Source organism: Peribacillus sp. NPDC097675 (genome assembly GCF_050277655.1).
Taxonomy (GTDB): Bacteria; Bacillota; Bacilli; order Bacillales; family DSM-1321; genus Peribacillus.
The window spans coordinates 213,247-233,828 of sequence record NZ_JBNNSK010000005.1 but is presented as its reverse complement, the minus strand read 5'-3'; the positions used below and the strand labels follow the sequence as shown (position 1 = coordinate 233,828).

The 20,582-nt window shown below is 39.2% G+C and carries 21 protein-coding genes and 1 riboswitch; of the genes, 14 read left to right on the top strand and 7 right to left on the bottom strand.

The features are described from left to right. Positions 1–33 precede the first annotated feature (33 nt). From ACQKL5_RS09965 to ACQKL5_RS09940, 6 genes are all read left to right on the top strand, one after another. Positions 34–261: a hypothetical protein gene (locus tag ACQKL5_RS09965; protein WP_427608407.1), complete on the top strand. Its 228-nt coding sequence runs from the start codon at positions 34–36 to the stop codon at positions 259–261. Between the two features lie 455 nt (positions 262–716). Beyond that, on the top strand, positions 717–2,564 hold the full coding sequence (locus ACQKL5_RS09960) for a hypothetical protein (RefSeq protein ID WP_427608405.1): 1,848 nt from the start codon (positions 717–719) through the stop codon (positions 2,562–2,564). A 15-nt stretch (positions 2,565–2,579) separates the two neighbouring features. Then, the gene (locus ACQKL5_RS09955; protein WP_427608403.1) at positions 2,580–3,797 is read left to right on the top strand and encodes an ABC transporter permease; all 1,218 of its coding nucleotides are present in this window, start codon (positions 2,580–2,582) and stop codon (positions 3,795–3,797) included. Continuing rightward, the gene (locus tag ACQKL5_RS09950) at positions 3,797–4,948 is read left to right on the top strand and encodes an ABC transporter permease (protein ID WP_427608401.1); all 1,152 of its coding nucleotides are present in this window, start codon (positions 3,797–3,799) and stop codon (positions 4,946–4,948) included. Before ACQKL5_RS09955 ends, ACQKL5_RS09950 begins: the two co-directional genes overlap by 1 nt. Beyond that, positions 4,945–5,685, top strand: coding sequence for an ABC transporter ATP-binding protein (locus ACQKL5_RS09945; protein ID WP_427608399.1), 741 nt, complete (start codon positions 4,945–4,947; stop codon positions 5,683–5,685). Before ACQKL5_RS09950 ends, ACQKL5_RS09945 begins: the two co-directional genes overlap by 4 nt. A gap of 104 nt (positions 5,686–5,789) precedes the next feature. After that, complete coding sequence (locus tag ACQKL5_RS09940; protein ID WP_427608397.1) at positions 5,790–6,296, top strand: DUF6933 domain-containing protein; 507 nt, start codon at positions 5,790–5,792, stop codon at positions 6,294–6,296. A 32-nt stretch (positions 6,297–6,328) separates the two neighbouring features. On the opposite strand, the gene ACQKL5_RS09935 is transcribed toward ACQKL5_RS09940, so the two are convergent. Then, complete coding sequence (locus ACQKL5_RS09935; RefSeq protein ID WP_427608395.1) at positions 6,329–6,646, bottom strand: hypothetical protein; 318 nt, start codon at positions 6,644–6,646, stop codon at positions 6,329–6,331. Positions 6,647–6,905: 259 nt separating this feature from the next. Between ACQKL5_RS09935 and ACQKL5_RS09930 the strand changes: the two genes are divergently transcribed. The 6 genes from ACQKL5_RS09930 to ACQKL5_RS09905 all read left to right on the top strand — a co-directional run bounded on the left by ACQKL5_RS09930 (position 6,906) and on the right by ACQKL5_RS09905 (position 12,096). After that, complete coding sequence (locus ACQKL5_RS09930) at positions 6,906–7,559, top strand: 5-bromo-4-chloroindolyl phosphate hydrolysis family protein (RefSeq protein WP_427608393.1); 654 nt, start codon at positions 6,906–6,908, stop codon at positions 7,557–7,559. Continuing rightward, complete coding sequence (locus tag ACQKL5_RS09925; RefSeq protein ID WP_427608391.1) at positions 7,556–8,728, top strand: toxic anion resistance protein; 1,173 nt, start codon at positions 7,556–7,558, stop codon at positions 8,726–8,728. The genes ACQKL5_RS09930 and ACQKL5_RS09925 overlap by 4 nt, the downstream gene beginning before the upstream one ends. A 12-nt stretch (positions 8,729–8,740) precedes the next feature. Continuing rightward, positions 8,741–9,310 carry a nitroreductase family protein gene (locus tag ACQKL5_RS09920; protein WP_427608389.1) on the top strand — a complete coding sequence of 190 codons (570 nt, stop codon included), beginning with the start codon at positions 8,741–8,743 and terminating at the stop codon, positions 9,308–9,310. Positions 9,311–9,494: 184 nt separating this feature from the next. Beyond that, a complete protein-coding gene (locus ACQKL5_RS09915) occupies positions 9,495–10,106 on the top strand; it encodes an AmiS/UreI family transporter (RefSeq protein WP_427608387.1) in 612 nt (203 codons plus the stop codon). A gap of 180 nt (positions 10,107–10,286) precedes the next feature. Further along, positions 10,287–10,793 carry an SEC-C metal-binding domain-containing protein gene (locus ACQKL5_RS09910; RefSeq protein ID WP_427608385.1) on the top strand — a complete coding sequence of 169 codons (507 nt, stop codon included), beginning with the start codon at positions 10,287–10,289 and terminating at the stop codon, positions 10,791–10,793. Positions 10,794–11,094: 301 nt separating this feature from the next. After that, positions 11,095–12,096 (top strand): S8 family peptidase, encoded by a 1,002-nt coding sequence (locus tag ACQKL5_RS09905; protein ID WP_427608383.1) that lies wholly within the window; start codon positions 11,095–11,097, stop codon positions 12,094–12,096. Between the two features lie 44 nt (positions 12,097–12,140). On the opposite strand, the gene ACQKL5_RS09900 is transcribed toward ACQKL5_RS09905, so the two are convergent. From ACQKL5_RS09900 to ACQKL5_RS09880, 5 genes are all read right to left on the bottom strand, one after another. After that, positions 12,141–12,797: a YcnI family protein gene (locus ACQKL5_RS09900; protein ID WP_427608381.1), complete on the bottom strand. Its 657-nt coding sequence runs from the start codon at positions 12,795–12,797 to the stop codon at positions 12,141–12,143. A gap of 19 nt (positions 12,798–12,816) precedes the next feature. Beyond that, positions 12,817–14,445 (bottom strand): copper resistance protein CopC, encoded by a 1,629-nt coding sequence (locus ACQKL5_RS09895; protein WP_427608379.1) that lies wholly within the window; start codon positions 14,443–14,445, stop codon positions 12,817–12,819. 340 nt (positions 14,446–14,785) lie between these two features. Then, a complete protein-coding gene (locus ACQKL5_RS09890; RefSeq protein WP_427608377.1) occupies positions 14,786–16,417 on the bottom strand; it encodes an ATP-binding protein in 1,632 nt (543 codons plus the stop codon). Positions 16,418–16,523: 106 nt separating this feature from the next. Continuing rightward, positions 16,524–17,180, bottom strand: a complete 657-nt coding sequence (locus ACQKL5_RS09885) for a TVP38/TMEM64 family protein (RefSeq protein ID WP_427608375.1) — start codon at positions 17,178–17,180, stop codon at positions 16,524–16,526. Positions 17,181–17,292: 112 nt separating this feature from the next. Further along, a complete protein-coding gene (locus ACQKL5_RS09880; protein ID WP_427608373.1) occupies positions 17,293–17,778 on the bottom strand; it encodes a QueT transporter family protein in 486 nt (161 codons plus the stop codon). A gap of 7 nt (positions 17,779–17,785) precedes the next feature. Then, positions 17,786–17,830, bottom strand: a riboswitch (PreQ1 riboswitch). A 186-nt stretch (positions 17,831–18,016) separates the two neighbouring features. Here ACQKL5_RS09880 and ACQKL5_RS09875 point away from each other — a divergent pair. Next, a complete protein-coding gene (locus tag ACQKL5_RS09875) occupies positions 18,017–18,832 on the top strand; it encodes a hypothetical protein (protein WP_427608371.1) in 816 nt (271 codons plus the stop codon). A gap of 118 nt (positions 18,833–18,950) precedes the next feature. On the opposite strand, the gene ACQKL5_RS09870 is transcribed toward ACQKL5_RS09875, so the two are convergent. Further along, positions 18,951–19,247 carry a DUF3892 domain-containing protein gene (locus ACQKL5_RS09870; RefSeq protein ID WP_427608369.1) on the bottom strand — a complete coding sequence of 99 codons (297 nt, stop codon included), beginning with the start codon at positions 19,245–19,247 and terminating at the stop codon, positions 18,951–18,953. 273 nt (positions 19,248–19,520) lie between these two features. Here ACQKL5_RS09870 and adhP point away from each other — a divergent pair, with 273 nt between their 5' ends. After that, complete coding sequence (adhP, locus tag ACQKL5_RS09865) at positions 19,521–20,534, top strand: alcohol dehydrogenase AdhP (protein ID WP_427608491.1); 1,014 nt, start codon at positions 19,521–19,523, stop codon at positions 20,532–20,534. Positions 20,535–20,582: the final 48 nt, after the last annotated feature.

The following is a 20,582-nucleotide window of genomic DNA, read 5'->3' as shown; positions in this document are numbered from 1 at the left end:
TAGGACAATAAAGCAGTAAGGAGTGAGTGATAAATGGGAGCATGTAATCTTAACCATTCCCGGCAAGATGTCAGGATGAAGCTTGAAAGTCAACAAGAGTTTTTACCAAAATCGATAGGTGAAGCATTGAAGGGGTTACTTGAAGAAGAACAGAAGCAAGAAACCTTGAATGAAATCTTTCACCTCTTAAAAAAGTATGATTTATCTTCTGAAGAAGAACAAGAAGTAAGAAACCAAAAATTAAAGCAGCTTATAATCTGAATGAGGAAAAATGGGAGTGTTATGTACTCCTGTTTTTTTTATGGTTTTTTTTCACTGAATGCATAGCAACATAGTTATTGAACCTGACCCAAAGAAATAGGTTTGACTATGTAAAAATATGGATATATAACTGGTAAAATATTCTTTATATATGTGATTTGCAGTGATAATGTCAGGGAGTATTTACATAAGTATAAGAGGTAGTGTAGCAGGTTATGTGGCTAGCTAGCGTAATCTTGCGAGGATATTTTTGAAAGAAGGTGATATGAAAAATAAATAGGTACTCATACCCGTTATTCCTATAAGATTTGTCTTCTTTTGTCGAAAACATAGAATTATAGAAATATCTTGTTTATGATGATAAAGGACTAAATATTTAGGAATATATGGAGTCGAAAGCAAGAAAAGGGAGAGCGGAATAGATAATGAGAAATTGTAAATCATGTGGTAGACCGGTGAATGCAGAATCAAAGGTTTGTCCATCATGTGGTGCGTTAGTAGCTGGAGAGGAACAACTCACGGAAAAAGAAATAGCCGCTTCAGAAATGAGACAAGAACAACCGGAGGCAGAGCCCTCCAAGAATCGATTTAAAAAAAGAACGTTGATCATTACAGCCATTATAACAATCATTCTTATTTCTAGTGCTGCTACAGCAATTATTCTTCATAAATCCCCGAAAGAATTATATCTACTTTCAGAATATAAAACGTACCAACACGCGAAAGATGAGTGGATGGATCAGTACGGCGATTCAATGGAATTCCAAGAGAAAACTATGCAGCAACCTTCCAGTTCAGAAATGACACTTAGTGGGGATGTTAACATGGATTCACTAGGAAGTGATCCAGACTTCGAGATGGTGAAGGAATTATTGAGCCAGGCATCAATATCCGCCAAAACGGAACAAGATCCCAAAAAGAACAAAGGCCATTACACAATGGCATTAAATTTCGATAAAGAAAAAGCGATGGAAATGGAAATGTTCCAATCAAAGGAACAAGCGGGAATAAAGGTTCCTATGCTTTATGATAAGTTCTTTTTCTTGAACTTCAATGAATATGGGAAATTCATGCGGATGATGGACCCGTTATATGATGGACCGGAAACATTGGAAGTATCTGAACTTGAATGGCAGGATCTGAAATTGTCGGATAAGGAACAGGAACATTTACAAAAACGTTATGGTATTTTCCTGATGGACCGATTGGATAATGAAAATTTCAAGGTGGAAAAAGGTGTGGAATATAAGCACGAAGGTGAGACATTGAAGGTAAGGGAGATCACTCTTAAACTATCAGCCTCGGAAACAAAAAAATTAACCAATGATTTTATGGATGAGTTAATCAAAGATAAAGAGCTTCATAGCATGCTGGTGAAACGTGCACAAAAAGTGGCAAGTGCTGCTGCCGTAGCCGAACAAATAGAAGAAGAGATGCTAGATACAAAAAATATGAAGCAACAATTGGTTGATGGCTTGAATGACACAAAGAGTGAGTTGAAGAACATCAGCTTTGCTAAAGGGTTCACTTCGACCATATTAATAGATAAGAAAGAGCAAATCATTGACCGCAAAGTAACGACGTCAATCGGGGATAGCTCTGAGCAAGTCAATATAGTAATGAAAAGCAAAAACATTCCCTATGGGAACCATCAGAAGTTCAAAGCATTCAGCATTGATTTAGCTCCTCATGGTGATCAGGATACAGCCATAAAGCTCAATGTAACAAATGATGTGGCCGTAAAAAAAGAGAAGCGGACTGAAACTCTCAAAGCTAGATTTACGTTTAAAGAGTTTGGGGAGGCAGAAGAAATCAAGTTCACAATGGATAGCGATATCAATGGAGAAGTTGGAGAGAAACAGGACATCACCAGGAAATTTAATTTGGCTTTTGACGGCGAGGAGTTCTCGGATTTTCCATCTGCACTGAAGGGTACGGTTAATCAGATGAACGACCTAAACGTAAAGGATGATTATTCTCATTCGAAATTTGAGGCAACAGTCGGATTAGAAGATGCTTCAGAGTCAGGCAGTGTTACAGTCAACATGGATTTTAAGACGAAGCTAAAAGATGAAGCGGATTTCCCAGACTTAAAGCTTGATTCTGGTGAGGGGTTAAGTATTGTGAACATCACCCCTGATGAGATGTATGCCATTCAACAAGAGGTTGGAACAAATCTAATGGAGCTTGGTATTAAATATGGTCTCATTTCGGAAGACATGTATGATTACGGTAATATCGATGAAACGAGTTATGACGGTTATTATAATTTTGAAGATGAAGATTCCGATGATGCAATGTAAGTAGGGTGAGTTTTAATGAGGAACACATTTGTTTTTACTTCGTTTTATGTAAAGGTAGTGTTGAAAAATAGGAAAGCGGCCGCAGCATTGTGGCTGACTCCTATTTTCTTTTTATTGGGTGCGGCTGTGATTGGAAATCAATTTTTAAAAGAAGAGAGCCGAGTCCAAGCATTTCAGGTTGCGGTGATAAATGAAGATCCTACCGTAGAAACAAAGCTAGTCATCAAGCAGCTCACGGATAGTCCACATTTGAACGGGATCATGTCCACCATGGAAGTTAATCAACAAAAAGGATATGAACTTCTCCAAAATAATAAAGTAGCGGCAGTTATCTACATTCCAAAAGGATTTAGCCGAGATGTAGCACGGGGCATCCATACACCTGTGAAGGTTACAGGAAACAGCCAAAGACCGCTTCAGTCCGAGCTTGTCCGTCATGTGATGGAAAGTGCGGCTGACTTTACTTCAGCTGCACAAGGCGGGATCAATACGATTGATTATTTCATGGAAGAGGCAGAATTTCCTGAGAGCAGTCAAAAGAAACAGTTCAAAAGGGATATCCTATCCTTTTCCCTTCATGTATTGAGCCGTGGGGAAATCTTTGAGGAGAAAAAGCAGAACAATCTCTTTCAAGAGAGTCTACTACACTATTATGCTATCTCTCTTTATGTCCTGCTCATCATGATATGGAGTTTTTTGGGTCTTCTACTATTGAAAAGCAATGGAAATGAAGCCATTGAAAACCGGCTTTTGGGAATGGGTTTTTCTTATTTTCAATCGACGTTATCAAGAATGCTTGCGACATACATCATGGTTTCCGTCAGTTCCATGTTCATTGCGCTTTCCTATTTGCTTTGGAAGGGGAAGATTGATCCGGCGGAGGTTGGTTTATGGCTCTGCGGTACATTAGTGGCTGTATTTGTATTTATATCAGTTTTTGTATTGGTGGAAGCAATGGTATGGAATGAAAGATTTTATCAGTTTGCTGGTATGGGCCTTATTCTTTTAGGGGCCATCATCGGTGAACACTTCATACCTGCCATATATTTTCCCGAGTGGTTACAAAGCCTGAATCTATTTTCTTTAAATGGTTGGGTTCTCAAATTCATGTTCGCCCTGCAACAGGAGGAGGCAGTCTATTCAGCTACTGAAATCGGTTTGTGGCTGCTGGTTTTATCTCTGTGTTGTGTATTCATAACAAAGGGTATTTTACAAATAAGGAGGAGTAGGTAATGGGATTAATGATGGAGAAGTTTAAGCATATGTTCAAGCCTATTACCCTCTTATTATTTGTGCTACCTATCGTGGCGGCAATCGGGATGGGTTCATTGCTTGAGAAGCAGCAAAAGGAATTGGTCGTGCCAATTGCTATCGTAGATGAAGATCAAACCAATTTTTCGAGAAACATCATCAGACAAATGGAGGTACAGGAACGAATCGTCGTGAAAGAGACTTCTTTCGATGACGCGGATACTCTTCTTTCCCGCAATGAGGTGGATAGTATATTCGTCTTTAAAAAAGGGTTTCAGACCCATATTATAAATGATGAAAGAAAAGAGACCATCGAACTGTGGACCTCGCCATCTTCTATTGCTTCTGGGATTATCCGTGAAATTGTAGCAAGTGAGGTTACGAAGCTGACAAGTTCTGTGAAAGCTGCCAATCGAGTCGAAAAACTCTATCAGCAAGAAAAAGGCATAGAGTCGGAAGTATGGGATGAAGCATTTGAGTATACAAAAAATCAGTTGGATCCAAATCCATTGATGACCATAAACTATGTCCGTGAAGATAATATACCTGGAACAGAAAATAAAGATGTTATATTTACCTCCTACCTAGGGGTTTGGAGTTTTTTTACAATGCTTTCCTGCTTCATTACTTCAGATTGGGTTGTGAAAGAACGATCTATTTTATTCCCTAGAATGATGACGACGAATATAGGACTCGCTTCTTATTTAAGACAGACGTCAGGAGCCTATATTCTTTTTCACGTTCTTCAGGCTGCTTGCAGTTTATACGCCTTAAGGTATTTTCAACTTATGGAGGTCCATTTTCTTCTGTTTTTTGGAGTGATTTTTTTTATCCTGTTTACAACTAGCATCAGCATGTGGATAGCGAGTCGGATGCGCCATCTGGGGAGTTATTATGTGGTTGGCTCATTAGTGGCCTTCATACTAGCTATTGCTGGAGGAAGTTTTTTTCCGATAGGTGATATTTCCCCAGTGTTTGAATTTTTGTCCCTTGGGCTTCCCCAGAAAATTTTGTGGGCTACAGCCTATCCCGCACATACGTCGTTTAGCGAGATTGGAATGACAGTCATATTTTCAGGTGTTTGTATAGCGTTTCTTTGGAAAACGACAAATGGGGGGCTGAAGGTCAGATGATAATCATTAAGAACATCGTAAAGCGATATGGAGATAATATATTACTCGATGATGTGTCCTTCCAAATAGGAAAAGGGGAAATCTTTGGACTTTTAGGGTCGAATGGGGCAGGGAAATCAACGCTCATTTCCATTCTGGCTACCGTATTGCAGCCTTCAAGTGGGAGTATAGAGATAAATGGGCTGGATTTAAAAAAGCAGAAAAAGCAAATTCGCCAACTTATCGGGTTTGTCCCACAGGATATCGCCTTATGGGAAGAATTTACGGTCAAAGAAAATCTTCGCTTTTGGAGTAAGTTTGTAAAGGGAAAAGTAACGGAAGAACATCTATTGGAACTATGTGATGCCGTACAGCTTCAGGATAAGTGGGATGAAAGGGTATCGAGCCTTTCAGGAGGAATGAAAAGGAAACTGAACATTGCCGTTTCTTTGATTCACAATCCAGATATTCTCTTAATGGATGAACCCACTGTGGGAATTGACCTTCAATCTAAGCTTGAGATCAATCAATATGTGAAGAGATTAGCAGAACAAGGAAAGACGATTGTGTACATTACCCATGATATGAGTGAAATCGTGAAGCTGTGTGATCGGATAGGCGTGTTACAAAAAGGGGTCATGAAATTCACCGGGACTTTGAAGCAAGCGGCCGGGAGGTTCCGAGAAGAAGGGTACTACAATATCGGGATAGAAGAAGTGGTGTATAGGCTATTGAGGAAGACAGATGATGTGTTTTGAAAATGTGAGATGTTAATATGTAATGGAGCAGTAGCAAGTTTACATCTATTAATCAAACGTTTGATTAATAGATAAATAAATCAATTAAGGCAGGTGAGGGAAGTATGTTCCTAGTAGGAGCAACCCAAAAGGTTCTCAAAAATCTGGATATAAAAGCAGTGCCCTTTAGGGAAGGGATGGAGGAGGGGGAAATGGATAGATGGCATGTCAATTCATTTAAGATTGGCAGATATACTTGCCTCACGATGATGAATGACCTGACTCTTTATTGTGTAACCATCGTGGGTGTAAAGAAGAAGGACTTTCTGAACTTCCAGGAATTATTGGTACAACATGTACGGGAAAGTTTAATCGCAGAAGAAATCGACCCCGAGATAATCAATTCCTATTTGGAAAAGGGTAAAGAAATGATCATAACTAATACAAATAATCGTAGTACATTGGGATACTTGAAAGAAGTTATTCTAAGCATACAGTATGACTATCCATTGGGAAGGGACATAGCGGCTGCGGACATTAAAGAAATTAACCATTACAATAATCGATTTATCTATTTAAGATCATCCGGCTATCCAATAAACTTAATGAAAGAGCAATTAGAGAAAATGTAAAACAGCAGGTGTTGAACCCTGCTGTTTTTGCATTAGTCGTCCTTAGAATAGCTAAATGGAGTAATCTCGTCATCCCACGGATTTTTCTTGATTGATCTCGTACGCTGGTCATTTTTTTTACTGAGTGAATCTACCATTTGATTCACACGTTCCACTGCAGAGTTCACGCGTGAGACATCATGATGGACTTGGCTGATTTTTTTCAGCTGTTGGCGTTCATTTCTTTGTTCAAGTTCTTGAATTCTTCTTTCAATATTATGGGTTTGGACTAGTTTAGTTTCTAAGTTCAACTCCAGGTTATGGTGGTTTCCGTTTTGTCGGGGGATTGGATAAAAACCATGATGTTTCATTTTTTTACCCTCCTTTAAAGCTGGATAGACCGATATCTAATATCGTATGAAAATTAAAACAAAATGACAATGCGGATGCCTAAGGGGTATTGAGGGAAAGTAAATACTTGGGTGAAGATTTACATTTCTATAAATTTGCAGAACTCACCAAGTTCCTATATCGTTTAGAGTAAGTTGAAAATCTTTCTTCCGTTATGAAACCAATATAGCAATCATCCGTATATATAGAAAAGAGTGTAAGTCAGGAGGATAATAATAAATGAATCGATTTCTTGCTGATGTTGTTCCGATAGTGGTTGCAATCCCGATGATCATGCTAGTGGGACTGATTAGCTTTTTTTCATTAGATCAATCCTTTTTGCTTTCGGTAGTCTTTTCACTGGTCGGTGGTGGCCTCACATACTGGTTGGGTTCACTCTATTTCACTTCACGATTTTTGAAGAAACATCAACTTACAAGAAAAGAGTATCAATATATAAAGAAGAATATTGAGGAAGCAAAGCCAAAGATATGGCGTGTTCAAAAAGCCCTGATTTCCGTTCGCCACCTCTCTTCCTTCAAACAGAGGACCGATATGATCAAGATGATCAGGAGAATATATAGTCTGACTAAGAAAGAGCCAAAGCGATTTTACAAGGCAGAGCCTTTTTATTATTCCCATTTGGATTCCGCTACGGAATTGGCAGAGAAGTACGTTTTCTTAGCACAACAACCGAAAAAGAATAAGGAGCTTGAGCTCTCTTTAAGCGAAACCAGAAAGACGTTAAAGGAATTAAATAAAACGATAGAGAAAGATTTATATAAAGTCCTTTCCGATGATATTGATATCCTCAATTTTGAATTGGACGTTGCAAAACAGACCATTCAAACACGAAAAGAATCAAAAATAGATGAAAGCAGGAGGCTAAAATGAATAACAAGGATTCCGATTTGTTGAATAATGCCAGTAACTCTAATTTAATGGATGACCTTTTAGCCAATCCTTTTGCCGAGGTAAAACAGCCAGATACGTTATCTCCACAGGAAGTAAAGCCGGTCAAACTGATCGATGTGATTCCGGAGGAGAACAGGGAGAAGGCCTATCAGCTTGCCAAGCAGATTGACCCTACGAATCATCAGGCCATGATTTCTTATGGAACGCCAGCTCAATCAAAGTTACTGACCTTTTCCAATTCAATGCTTGAACACGTGCAAAAGAAGGATGTAGGTGAAGTAGGCGACATCATCAGTGATTTGATGAAGAAATTAAACGAACTAAGCCCAGATGAGCTTAAAACTGAAAAACCTTCATTTTTCGCAAGAATGTTCGGTAAACTGTCGGGGTCGGTACAGGAAGCACTTTCGAAGTACCAGAAAACAGGAGCCCAAATCGACCGAATCAGCGTAAAGCTTGACCGTAGCAAGAATGTCCTTCTATCGGACATCGTCATCCTGGAAAAGCTCTATGAAACGAATAAGGAGTATTTCCAAGCGTTGAATGTCTATATTGCAGCAGGGGAAATCAAGCTTGAAGAATTGTATGAACAAACCATCCCAGCTCTAAAAAAATCTGCTGAACTGAGCAATGATCAGATGAAGTTTCAGGAAGTCAATGATATGCGACAATTCGCTGAACGGCTGGATAAAAGACTGCATGATTTGAAATTGAGCCGTGAAATCACGATTCAAAGTGCACCGCAAATCAGGTTGATTCAAAATACGAATCAGGCCCTTGTCGAGAAAATACAATCGTCGATCATGACGGCCATACCACTTTGGAAAAATCAGGTGGCTATTGCATTGACTTTGATAAGGCAGCGCCACGCGGTTGAAGCACAAAAGCAGGTATCCAAGACGACGAATGATTTGCTTTTGAAGAATTCGGAGATGTTGAAAGTCAATACAATCGAAACGGCGAAAGAAAATGAGCGGGGACTTGTAGACATTGAGACATTGAAGAACACACAGGCCAATTTAATTTCCACTCTTGAGGAAACACTTAGAATTCAAGAAGAAGGAAGACATAAACGCCGTCATGCGGAGCAGGAACTTGCAGTGATGGAGAATGAACTGAAACAGAAGCTATTGGAGATAAAAGGCTAAGGGGGAATATTCATGGATGCTTTTGAAGCCATCAAAACGAGAAGAAGTATTGGGTTGGTTAAGCAAGATTCTATTCCTAAAGAAGTTATCGAACAAATCATTGAAGCGGGAACGTATGCACCTAATCATTTTCGAACGGAGCCTTGGCGATTCTTCGTGCTGATGGGTGAAGGAAGAAATAGGCTCGGTCAGGTTTTTGAGGATATAACCAAACTTGAAAATATGGAGGATACGCCAGAAAACTTGATAAGTAAAATGGAAAAGGCCAAGAAAAATCCACTAAGGGCCCCAGTAATTATTGCAGTAGGCATAGAACCTACTGATAAGAAAAATGTTATCGTAGCTGAAGAGTACGGAGCGGTCAACAGTGCGGTTCAGAATATGCTTTTAACGGCACATTCGTTGGGATTGGGGGCGGTGTGGAGAACGGGTAAAATCGCCTATCATGATAAGGTGAAGGAATTTTTCGGTTTATCTGGAAAAGGAGAAATTGTCGCTTTTATTTATTTAGGATACCCGGATATGGAGCCGAAGCCAGCTAAAAAAACACCAATTGATCAATTGACGACTTGGATTGTTTGAAAAAGAAGCGGAGACGCTTCTTTTTTTTGTTTCCAATTAGTTTTTAAAACTGAATCATATAGTAATATCGTGTTAGTGGTTAGATACTATATTAGAAAACCTAAAAGGGTCGAAACAGCATACTCTCATTAAATGAAATAATCCTGTTTAACAAGCGTGTTTTTAAAAGAAGGGGGGGATGGATATGGGAAATATAATATTACTTCTTGCGGGGGCCACTTTATTCTTGAATGGCAAGATGACTTTAGGAAAAGCGGATGCCAAAAATGTTGCGGTATTTAATTTATTTGTTGGCTCGTTTCAAGTACTGGGAGCTTTTTATTTAATTATTGTTTCCGAACCAAGCAATGCAATGTCTTTAGGCAATGCATCGATTTTCTTATTTGGTTTCACTTACTTGTATTTAGGAATAACGATTTTAAAAGGGATGGATGGTAGTGGTCTCGGGTACTTCTCCTTATGGGTGTCCATTTTGTCACTTGTGTACGCAACTGTCGAACTTTCTCAAAACGGCGATATAGTAAAGGGGTTGAACTGGTTGTTATGGTCATTCCTTTGGGGAATGTTCTACCTGATCAATACTAAAAAATTACACATTTCCGATTTTGTTGGGAAAGTATCGTTGATTCTATCATGGGTTACGTTGACGATTCCATCATTATTGACCCTTACAGGTGTCTTTGATAATCTAACGGTCTACAAAGCTTGGTCCTTTGTATTGATTGCTTCTTTTATATATATTGGGTATTTGGGGTATGTAGCGTTATCTAGAAAAAAGATCCTACAAAAGATATAGCAGTATAGTTAATAGAGCGGTGCGCTAGTTTGAAAAAGCTGATGTATTGCTCTTTTTGTGTGCCCTCACTATCATGTAAGGATGTGGCTTTATCTGCTTCATTTCAAGTGACGGTTTAGGATTTAGGTTGTACAATACATAAGGTAAATAAATTTTTGATGAATTAGGATGTGTCTATAGATGAGGACGATTGATCCATTTGAAATTCTTGATGGAAAAGCGATTAAATATCTGGATGTCTTTGGTGTTGAAAATGGTATCGCGCTAAAAAGTAAATATGAAGATAAAACGTATTGGATATATGATTATTATTGCATGCACCAGACATGTGACTGCCAGGAAGTGTATCTAGAATTCGTTGAGGAAAAGAAAGACCAAAATCAAGCAGGACAGCATTTTGGGATACGGGTTTCTTTCCGTGACAATCAATTTGTTTTGGAGGATTACAATATTTCCAAACAAAAGGCGATGGATATCGCCGAAGATACGTTGAAATATAGCAAAGATGTTATGGAACTGTTTAAACAACGTTACGAGAAAATGAAGAAAAAAGGGACAGAGATTATTATCGAGAGTGCAAAAGCGGCTAAAATGCCTCATGTCCATAAAGACCCTGTCATAGGTAGAAACGATCCTTGTCCATGTGGTAGCGGGAAAAAATATAAAAAATGCTGTGGCGTTGCTTAAACCATCCAAGAGGCCGACTTCATTAGAAGTCAGTCTTTTTTTTTTTTTTTTTGAATAAATTGGATATCACAGTGGTATTTTAGGAACATATGTTCTATAATTAAGGAACAGGTATGAAAAATGGATAATAAAGGTAGTTATTTGGATTCAATTTTCTGAAAAACTATTTTTTATTTCCAAAAATCTGGTATATATTAGTGGAAGAGATTTTTCCATCTCTTTAATGGTTAGCGACAACCAGATGGGATAGAACTCCCTCACCGAGGACAGTCAAAATTTGTACGAAGGAAGGGGTAGTCAAATGTCGAGAGAAAAAAGATTAATTCCTTACAAAGTTCTAGAAGTGATGGAAACGCCGAAAGAGAAAATACCCGAAGGTGTGGTCCTTATTAAAGCTCCGGAAATTTGGGAGCCGAGCAATTATGGTGAAGGCGTGGTCATAGCTGTCATCGACACAGGTATAGATAAGGGGCATCCAGATTTAAAGGATAGAATCATTGATGGCAAGGATTTTACCGAAACCGGGGATTATCATGATGATAACGGGCATGGGACACATGTCAGTGGAACGGTTTTAGCGACCATTAATAATGATGTGGGTGTCGTAGGTGTGGCTCCTAAAGCGAGTATTCTCGCCTTGAAGGCTTTAAATGGAAAAGGTCAGGGAGATATCAATTGGATTAACGGGGCATTAGAGTATGCCATTAATTGGCAGGGGCCGCAGGGAGAAAAGGTTTCCATCATCTCGCTTTCTCTTGGAGGTCCTCCAGATGATAGGGAACATGAACTCATTCAAAAAGCGATACAGAACAATATTCTGGTCGTGTGTGCAGCAGGAAATAGTGGAGATGGGCGTCATGATACGGATGAGTTAGACTATCCCGGAGCCTATCCAGAAGTTGTGGCAGTGGGCGCTGTGGATTTAAGCCGGAACATGGCTGACTTTTCGAATACGAATGACGAAATTGACCTGGTGGCTCCGGGGGTTGAAATTCTCTCCACATACCCTGGAAGTAAATATGCTAAGCTCAGTGGGACATCAATGGCCACGCCACATGTGAGCGGGGCTGCGGCTCTCTTGAAAATTATTATGGAAAGAGAATTCGGTCGTAAGTTAACGGAAGCAGAACTATACGCCCAGCTGGTGAAAAATACGGAAGACCTGGGGATCAATAAGAAAGCGCAAGGAAATGGACTGCTGAATTTAGCGATGGTCGAGCACGGTGCAAAGAATGAAATCAGAATTACCATTGAATCTGACAGTCTTCAATTACCAAGTAAAACAATGGTCGTCGAATATTAAAATAAAGGAGGCCCCAAATATCTGGAGGCCTCTTCCTAACTCTATTATTTTTTATTCTTTCGCAAGGCCACCAAAAGGGCCAAAATGGAGATAATCAAAGATATGACCCCAAGAGTGATGACCAATGTTTGGCTGTTATCCTTTTCTGCGGACTCCTTTGATTGGTCTATAGAATCGGAATGCATTTGATTGCTTTCTGAGGCATGTTCATGACTTGCTGATTCCTTACCGCCTTTGGAAGTTGCTGTAATTTCCGTTATGGAATGTGGCAGGTCGGAACCTTCTTCCCCGCTCCATTCGACGATTTCCCCATCATCATAGTATTGAAAGGCATCCCAAACTACCTGAGTCTCCTCATCGGGATTCTGGGCGACAAACGTGAATTGTTGGAATTGTCCTGCTGTAATTCCATCACCCGTAGCTTCCCAGGTTACCGTTTTGACATGCCCTTCTTTGTCTTTATCCGTTGTCACCTTCCAATTGGGTATTGGCTGGTAACTTGAAAATACGGTACCTTCAGGAACCTTTAAAGCGACTTTCTTGGTGGATGAATCTTTTTCAACTGGCACTTTCAGTGTATAGGTTTCCCAAGCTTCAGGTGCGGACGTGCTTGGTTGGACCGTCACATGGGCATGAGCTGATCCAGCAAAGAGGAAAAGGGCTGCTAATGTAGAGGCAAAAAGCTTTGTGCGATTTTTCATGTTTAAAATTCCCTTCTTGTTATGAATTCCCGACTAAAATTAGAAAATCTGCATCAATAGAACTGAGATCCTTCGTTAACCCATGAACATGCACCTTCCATTTTCCTGACATGGGTATAATTGATTTGGATTTGAACAGACCCTCATTTCCTTCTTGAAGTTGCAATTTTATTTTTCCAACGTCTCCATCCAAAGATTCCATAGTCAATGTAAGCTGTTCGATATTTGTATAAGGAATGCTTTTATCCTTCTTTAATTCTACTTGAATGTAGTTATCCCCGGTTTTATTGGGGGTTACGGATAATGTCACCTGAACATTATTTTCGGTGATTTCCGTTTGCTCTATGGGACCAGGAGAAGATTTGGCTGTCTGTACATTCGTTAAAAGAGCAGCAATAATAAGAACGATAATTCCCACACTAAACTCTATTCCTGTAGTGAGGCCCAACTTCTTCTTCGTTTTTCTTTTCCCACGGACTAAATGCAACGCGCCAAGCCCTATCATAATCAACATAAGTCCAATTTTACTTAGTAATAATTGTCCGTAGGTTGTATGTAGTAAGGAATATAAGGTTGAGACATGTTGAAAGCTACTATAAAGGCCGGTGACTATAAGAACACTCACAAATAGTATGGCCCAGGAGGAAAATTTCTGAATGACCAACCAATAAAATGTTTTATTATCATCAGCCACTTTGGGATTATAGGATTTTGGCAGAATCACCAGTATGGCCAATAAACCGCCTAGCCATAAAGACATGGCTAATATATGTAAAAAGTCCATAGAAACAGCCCAATATTGATTACTCGTATCCGTTGTATGTCCGATACATGCTTTGCAAACCATCATGGAGGAAACAAAGACCAAAGGTAGCATGAGAGAAAGCTTGTTGAGTTGATTTCTAATCATGAAGAAAATGGCTACAAATAAAACGAGTAGCAACATCATTTCTATTAACCATATAACTCCAAACTGGGTAGACTGGAGGACTTCACTTAGATACGTTCCATTGAAAGCGTGCTGCCAACCCACCTGAGCATCAATCGTAACCTTTAAAGGTAGGCTCAACAGAATGGAAATCGCCAATCCAAAATACGATAACCAAATGTAGCGTCGGACTCTCCTGCAGATTTGATTAGGAATAGGACTTTTTGATAACGATAAATAGAAAAAAGGTACACCAGTTAGAGCAGCAAAGCAAAGATATTGAATGCTTTGCAGAAAAACTTGAACGGAACTGGGGAAACCTGCTTCCTCTTCTGCATTCACTTGATCCGACGGGGTATGTGACTTACCATACTGAAAGGGAATGGTGCCTTCGATAGGGTGGCCATCACTAGAAACCACTCTCCATTTAATGATATAACTTCCTTCATCCAAAGAACTTGACCACGTTGCTTCAAGAGTCTTTTCAGAAACTTGGATATCTTGAAGTGGTATTTCGTTTTTGTTTTTGCTGATAACTTTTAATGAATAAAATGAAGATTGTATGTCTTCACTGAACTGAATGCTGATTTTTTCAGGAATAGTGTCTAAACTCTCATTTGGACTAGGGTTAGAGCTTATAACCGTTGCGTGCCCAAATACCGTTATTGGGAAGATAAACAAGGCGAGTATACTGACAAACAGCCATATGGAATTCTTCATTTTGTTGTGCCATCACCCTTTCGTAAAGATTCTATGAACTAGTATAAAATGAAATTGTGAAATAACAATGAAAAAGTAAGAGAATCTTGCTACATTTTCTGTTTGTAATCATTTATATTATTTACTCGTAGGTTGGTCATTAATCACTAAGAGTATCAATTGAAGGTTTTTAGTTAATCTATGAGTGAGAATACACCACCATTTCCATTTTGAAAGGTTGGTTCCAGCCGTTGTATTAAGGGGGAAGGGACTAACAGAATCTACTATTAGGGAGGAAATCAATAGATTTTTCAACTTTTAGTTTATTTTATTCAAGCAAAAAAGGACAAAAGTACTTGTCCTATTTGTACATGGGTAATTCAATTTTGATTTCGGTGCCATGGCCTGATTTGCTATTAAAGTGTACCTTTCCTTGGTGTGCTTCAATAATACGGCAACTAACGGTCAAACCGAGCCCTGTTCCTTTTTCTTTTGATGAATAAAACGGTTCTCCGAGGTGTTTCATGCGGTTTTTTTCTATTCCACAGCCATTATCCTTGATGGTGATGGTAATTGAATCCTTGATTTTCTCAATTCCGATTGCGATATGGGATGCCGATGCTTCCAATGCATTTTTCACCATGTTTATGAATACTTGTTTAAGCTGGTTTGCTTCACATAAGATAAGCGGTATTTCATTTTTAACCTGTATAGAAATTTGTGTGGAGGAAGAATTGGCCTCCATTTTAAGCAAGTCTCTAACTTCACCCATCAACTCAACGATTTGATTTTCGCTGAATGTGAGCTCTTGCGGTTTCGCTAGAACCAGCAATTCACTAACAATCAAGTTTATGCGGTCCAGCTCGCTAAGCATGATGGTATAGTATTGTTCATGGGGATGATCGCTACTACTCAATAGTTGAACGAAACCTTTTAATGAAGTTAACGGATTCCGCACTTCATGTGCGACACTTGCTGCTAGTTCACCGACAATGGATAGTTTCTCGGTTCTTCGCAAACGTCTCTCTGTTTCGCGAATTTGTGTAACGTCTTTTGCATAAGTGATGATGCCCGCTAATTCGTTCCCTACCAACATCGGTACAAACGTACATGAAAGTAAGATAGAATTCCCGTTTTTGGTAACAAACTCGATATCTTTTCCTTTTTTAATTCCTTTTTGTTTTTCTCTTACATATTCACAGGAAGAATGGATAAGTTCTTTAGCTTCGGTGGAAAAATTAAAATCGGCAAATCGGGCGCCCTGAACCTCTTCGTTATGGAACCCCGTGACGGTTTCGAACCTAGGATTGACAGTTGTGATGGTTCCTTTTAGGTCAAGCATGAGCACCGGGTATGGATTGTGTTCAAATAAAGATTTATAGCGCTGTTCACTAGCGAGCAATTGATTTTCCGCGGCGATTCTTTCAGAAATATCCCTGCCTATGACGACCAGACCTTTTCTGGAACCATCCTCATAGAACAATGGGACTTTGATGGTATCGAAGGTCTTGAAATCACCGTTAGGAAGCGGGATATTCTCCTCGCAACGCGTAATTTCCCCCATTTCCCATGTTTCTTGATCGGAGTTTTCGCAGTAAATCAACGATTCTTTGTAAAAATGGGAGTATTCAGCAAGCTCGCTATCTTTTTTTCCTTTATAATCGACATTCTCCAATTGGAATAATTGAAGCCCGACGGTATTTGATTCTAGCCATCTGCCCTCTCCATCTTTAAAGTTAACAAAGTCAACCATTGAGTTAATGAGGGTACTTCGAAGTTGTTCCTCTTCTTTTAATTGCTTAAACTCTTCTCTTTTAGATAGATAGAGAAATAAAATCAATCCGATTAATAGGACAAATACAAATCCCTCTACCCTCTGGAGCAGAATGGATGCCTCTTTATCATGTAAAGTATTAGTAAGGTAGTAATTGAAAAAAATTAATGTGGTCATTCCAGAAAGAATGTAAGTTACTAATATGATGCGTTTTGACATATAGGTCTCCCTGAATTTTCCGACATTTACAAAGATGAAATACATACACATTTTAACAAATTCTAGGGAAAAAATATATGATTCCTCATAAAAAACAGGTATAAGCTTACCTGTTTTTGTTTAAGAATGTTAGGTTCTTTTTTTTCTTGAAGCGTTTAAAGAGAAGGATAAAGACTAAGAGCAGGAAACCGATTACAATTAATGTATATTGATTCATTTCTATGGAGAGTAGTCCGTATGGGATTAAAGATAGAAAGAAAAAGTAAATGAGATTGCCTAATGCGGTTGCCATTAAGAAATCTTTGTAGGTGACGGAGCTAACCCCCGCTGCCAGATTTATTAAACTTGTCGGAATGAATGGGAAAATTCGACCTGTAAAAACGTACATGAACCCATGATCCATAACGGATTCCTGCCAATCATTTCCCATCTTTCTTAAAATCAATGCCTGGAACCAGTGTCTGACACCATAGAAAATGACCCCTGATGCGGCGACGCTTGTAAGCCAACTCCATAAATATCCGAATGTAAAGCCAAAAATTGTAACATTAATTGTTAAGAGTAAAATCAGGGGAATGACAGTAAAGGAGTTCTGAACAATCATCAAGATGAACGTCACAATAAAGGTAAGGAGAAGGTTTTCTGTCAATATGGCTATCACGGATTCCAAATCGCTATTCCAGATCATTGTGAACAATTCCGAATTCAGTCCGATGAAGGTTATTACAATCAAAAGGACGAGTAAAGTTAATATTTTTTTCAACATATCACCACCATTTATCATTTTTCCGGGTATGGGTGAAAAAAAGAGCCGCTGCATCTAGCAGACAGCTCTTTTGGAAAATGAATGTTCTTTTACATTGTATGCAGGGATTTCAAAGCAGCTTTCCAAAATGAATTCTTTTATTCATTATATAAATGATGGGTGCACCGACCAGTAGGACGAGGAACTCTCCGGTAGCTGTAATTGCCCAGGTCCATAAGAATGGTACACCTAAGACTATATTCAATTCCATGGCTATCAGGAACATCGTTAACGTGAATACGAAGATGGTCATGGCCATTCGACCCTTAATGCCCGTTATGAAACGGGAAGAAAAGATGACAAGCAATAAGGCTATTAGAGATTGTCCGACCCCGAAAATTAAATCATATGCCCCTAGCTGTGAAAAGAACAAGTTCGATATGAACACGCCGACGACTATGCCGTATATATATTTTTTATTAAAGATAATAAGATGGTTTAACATTTCGGGTATGCGAAATTGGAGCACCCCAAACATAATCGGTTGAAACACGAATGAGACAGCGATATATATGGCTGCTAAAAGACCATTTATCGCAAGGGTACGAATATTCATTTTTTCTCTCTCCCTAGTTTTTTATCGTGGGATGGTTACGAACCACGTTTAGGCTTTTGTCCGAAGTTTAATAGTATCGTATAAAGGCTAGTTCCGTCAATTTCAAAAGGTATGCGTAATGTGGGATATTCAGGATAAAGGGAGGATGATTAGCTTTAACGTGGTGAAAGAATGGTACTATTCATACAAGTGATGAATTAGGCAAATTAGGGATATATGCAACGATGGAGGGTCATTCATGTTCAATGTAAAGTTTACACATAACGATAGTAGTTATCACAGTCTCAAAAATCTGTACGAGGAAAATATAACGGTCAAGAGCATCGCTCAAGAATTGGAATTCTGCAACAAAGATGAACTGGCGCTTCCCATCAAAAATAAAATGGTAGAAAAGCATTTTGATACATTGGCGGTAGAAGATGAGGGGGAGATCGTTGGGTACATCGATAGACATGAACTTGGTGAAGGGGGAATTTCGGAATACATGAAGGTTTTTTCTCCAAGGGAGCTTGTATCAGATTCAACGCCTTTGATTCAACTATTACATATTTTCAAGAAGAAGACACGGGTATTTGTGCTGGAGAATAATTCGATAAAAAAGTTGATCACGCATGCTGACCTCCAAAAACCACCGATCAGAATGTTGATATTTGGTTATATCACTCTTTTGGAAATGAGACTTAGTGATATTATCTTGCATCGATTTGGGGGGACAAACTGGTACCCGATGATCAGCGACGATCGTCTTCATAAAGCAAGACAATTATATGAGAGAAGAGTGGAGAAAAATGAGGAAATTAACTTAATTGAATGTCTGCAAATTAGTGATAAATTTGACATTATTCTCAAGGATAAAGAATTGAGAACATTTTTTCAAATTCCTTCAAAGAGTAAGGGGAAGAAAGATGCCAATGCCATTCGGAAGTTACGGGATAAGATTTCGCATGCCAATGAACTCGGGTTGGATATGTCTTGGATTGAAATCATAGAAGTGGTCCAAACTTGTGGTAAATTATTGGAAATTTCCGAAACCTATCATTATGAAAGGTACTAGTTCGATAGGATAATGCTCTACCTACTCACTAGAATATTTGCGAAGGCAGTTCCATGCAGTTAAAGAAGAACCCGTCGTTATGCAGGTTCTTCTTTTATATATATAGATTTCATGGACGTCAAAAATCCGGCAGTTCATCCAGGTTATTTTCCTTTATGCCATCCGGCTCGCTTCGCAATATATCCCGACCATATTTATGAAAGACGTCAACATTGGCGAGTGCCCCGGCTTTTGCTTCCGAAAGTGCTGTTGGATAATCAAGTTCTCTCCCTGTACTTGTCTTTATGGCGATAATATTGTCTTCGTCGTTTTTCCTTACGGCGACAATTTCCTCTTTATCGTTTCCAATTTGTTTGTTAGCTTGTGGTGTGGCTTGTTGTTTATAGGATTCATACGCTTCTTCAAATGTGTCCATTGTACACCTCCTCTATATAGGGTTAACCATTTTTCCAGCAATATACGAACCGGATTACGTCAAAATTCAGCCGTCTTTCTGTCAAAATGGGCCGTATTTTCGGCCCGTTTTTATTTCTTACCTTAATTTAATCCATTTTTAATCTTGGCATGGCACTTGCATTATATATAAGTGAAAGTGATAAAACATTTAGCTGAGGGAGGAAAATTAATCATGAATGAAAACCAGGGGACAAATACAGTGGCAACTAAAACTTTGAAGGATGTTAAAACAATGAAGGCAGCGGTCGTCAATGAATTTAATCAAGAGCTGGAGATTAAAGATGTGCCCATTCCGGAATTAGAATATGGTGAGATTTTAGTTAAAATTAAAGCTTGTGGCGTATGTCATACAGATTTTCATGCCGCACATGGTGACTGGCCAGTGAAACCGAAGCTACCACTTATTCCAGGACATGAAGGGGTAGGTATTATCGAGAAGGTAGCAGAAGGTGTTACAACCTTGAAAGTGGGTGACCGAGTCGGAATTCCTTGGCTTTATTCGGCTTGCGGCGAGTGTGAATACTGTTTGACCGGCCGAGAAACCCTCTGCTTGGACCAATTAAATGCAGGGTATTCAGTTGATGGTGGGTATGCAGAGTATTGTAAGGCACCGGCAAAGTATGTCGTCAAGGTTCCAGAGGGGCTGGACTTTGCGGAAGTATCCCCTATATTCTGTGCAGGTGTGACGACATATAAAGCTCTAAAAGTGTCAGAAGCAAAACCGGGTGATTGGGTGGCCATCTATGGAATTGGGGGTCTTGGGCATGTCGCGCTTCAATATGCGAAAGCGATGGGCTTTAATGTAATTGCCGTCGATATTCAAGACGATAAGCTTGAGCTGGCAAAAGAACTAGGAGCAGATTATACGGTGAATGGCTTGAAGGGCGATCCCGTTCAAGCGATTAAGGATAAGGTTGGTGGAGTACAAGCAGCTATTTCGGTTGCCGTTACGAAAAAGGCTTTTGAACAGGCTTACAGTTCTGTCAAAAGAGGTGGGACACTCGTTGTAGTCGGATTACCGAATGACGAACTTCCAATTCCGATTTTTGATACGGTATTAAATGGTGTAACGGTTAGAGGGTCAATTGTTGGTACTAGAAAAGATTTACAAGAATCGCTTCAATTTGCGGCAGATGGTAAAGTGCGGACGAATATTGAAACAAGACCGCTTGATGAGATCAATGATGTGTTTAAAATGATGGAAAAGGGTGAAATTAACGGCCGCATCGTTTTAACATTAGAATAGATATTAAGGAAGGGTGTCCTATTAATGGGGCACCCTTGTTCAAACTTA

What these genes read in the sequence shown, in the direction of transcription:
- ACQKL5_RS09965 (WP_427608407.1), top strand. Translation starts at nt 34, where the DNA reads ATGGGAGCATGTAATCTTAACCATTCCCGGCAAGATGTCAGGATGAAG.
- ACQKL5_RS09955 (WP_427608403.1), top strand. Translation starts at nt 2,580, where the DNA reads ATGAGGAACACATTTGTTTTTACTTCGTTTTATGTAAAGGTAGTGTTG.
- ACQKL5_RS09950 (WP_427608401.1), top strand. Translation starts at nt 3,797, where the DNA reads ATGGGATTAATGATGGAGAAGTTTAAGCATATGTTCAAGCCTATTACC.
- ACQKL5_RS09945 (WP_427608399.1), top strand. Translation starts at nt 4,945, where the DNA reads ATGATAATCATTAAGAACATCGTAAAGCGATATGGAGATAATATATTA.
- ACQKL5_RS09940 (WP_427608397.1), top strand. Translation starts at nt 5,790, where the DNA reads ATGTTCCTAGTAGGAGCAACCCAAAAGGTTCTCAAAAATCTGGATATA.
- ACQKL5_RS09935 (WP_427608395.1), bottom strand. Translation starts at nt 6,646, where the DNA reads ATGAAACATCATGGTTTTTATCCAATCCCCCGACAAAACGGAAACCAC.
- ACQKL5_RS09930 (WP_427608393.1), top strand. Translation starts at nt 6,906, where the DNA reads ATGAATCGATTTCTTGCTGATGTTGTTCCGATAGTGGTTGCAATCCCG.
- ACQKL5_RS09925 (WP_427608391.1), top strand. Translation starts at nt 7,556, where the DNA reads ATGAATAACAAGGATTCCGATTTGTTGAATAATGCCAGTAACTCTAAT.
- ACQKL5_RS09920 (WP_427608389.1), top strand. Translation starts at nt 8,741, where the DNA reads ATGGATGCTTTTGAAGCCATCAAAACGAGAAGAAGTATTGGGTTGGTT.
- ACQKL5_RS09915 (WP_427608387.1), top strand. Translation starts at nt 9,495, where the DNA reads ATGGGAAATATAATATTACTTCTTGCGGGGGCCACTTTATTCTTGAAT.
- ACQKL5_RS09910 (WP_427608385.1), top strand. Translation starts at nt 10,287, where the DNA reads ATGAGGACGATTGATCCATTTGAAATTCTTGATGGAAAAGCGATTAAA.
- ACQKL5_RS09905 (WP_427608383.1), top strand. Translation starts at nt 11,095, where the DNA reads ATGTCGAGAGAAAAAAGATTAATTCCTTACAAAGTTCTAGAAGTGATG.
- ACQKL5_RS09900 (WP_427608381.1), bottom strand. Translation starts at nt 12,797, where the DNA reads ATGAAAAATCGCACAAAGCTTTTTGCCTCTACATTAGCAGCCCTTTTC.
- ACQKL5_RS09895 (WP_427608379.1), bottom strand. Translation starts at nt 14,445, where the DNA reads ATGAAGAATTCCATATGGCTGTTTGTCAGTATACTCGCCTTGTTTATC.
- ACQKL5_RS09890 (WP_427608377.1), bottom strand. Translation starts at nt 16,417, where the DNA reads ATGTCAAAACGCATCATATTAGTAACTTACATTCTTTCTGGAATGACC.
- ACQKL5_RS09880 (WP_427608373.1), bottom strand. Translation starts at nt 17,778, where the DNA reads ATGAATATTCGTACCCTTGCGATAAATGGTCTTTTAGCAGCCATATAT.
- ACQKL5_RS09875 (WP_427608371.1), top strand. Translation starts at nt 18,017, where the DNA reads ATGTTCAATGTAAAGTTTACACATAACGATAGTAGTTATCACAGTCTC.
- ACQKL5_RS09870 (WP_427608369.1), bottom strand. Translation starts at nt 19,247, where the DNA reads ATGGACACATTTGAAGAAGCGTATGAATCCTATAAACAACAAGCCACA.
- adhP (WP_427608491.1), top strand. Translation starts at nt 19,521, where the DNA reads ATGAAGGCAGCGGTCGTCAATGAATTTAATCAAGAGCTGGAGATTAAA.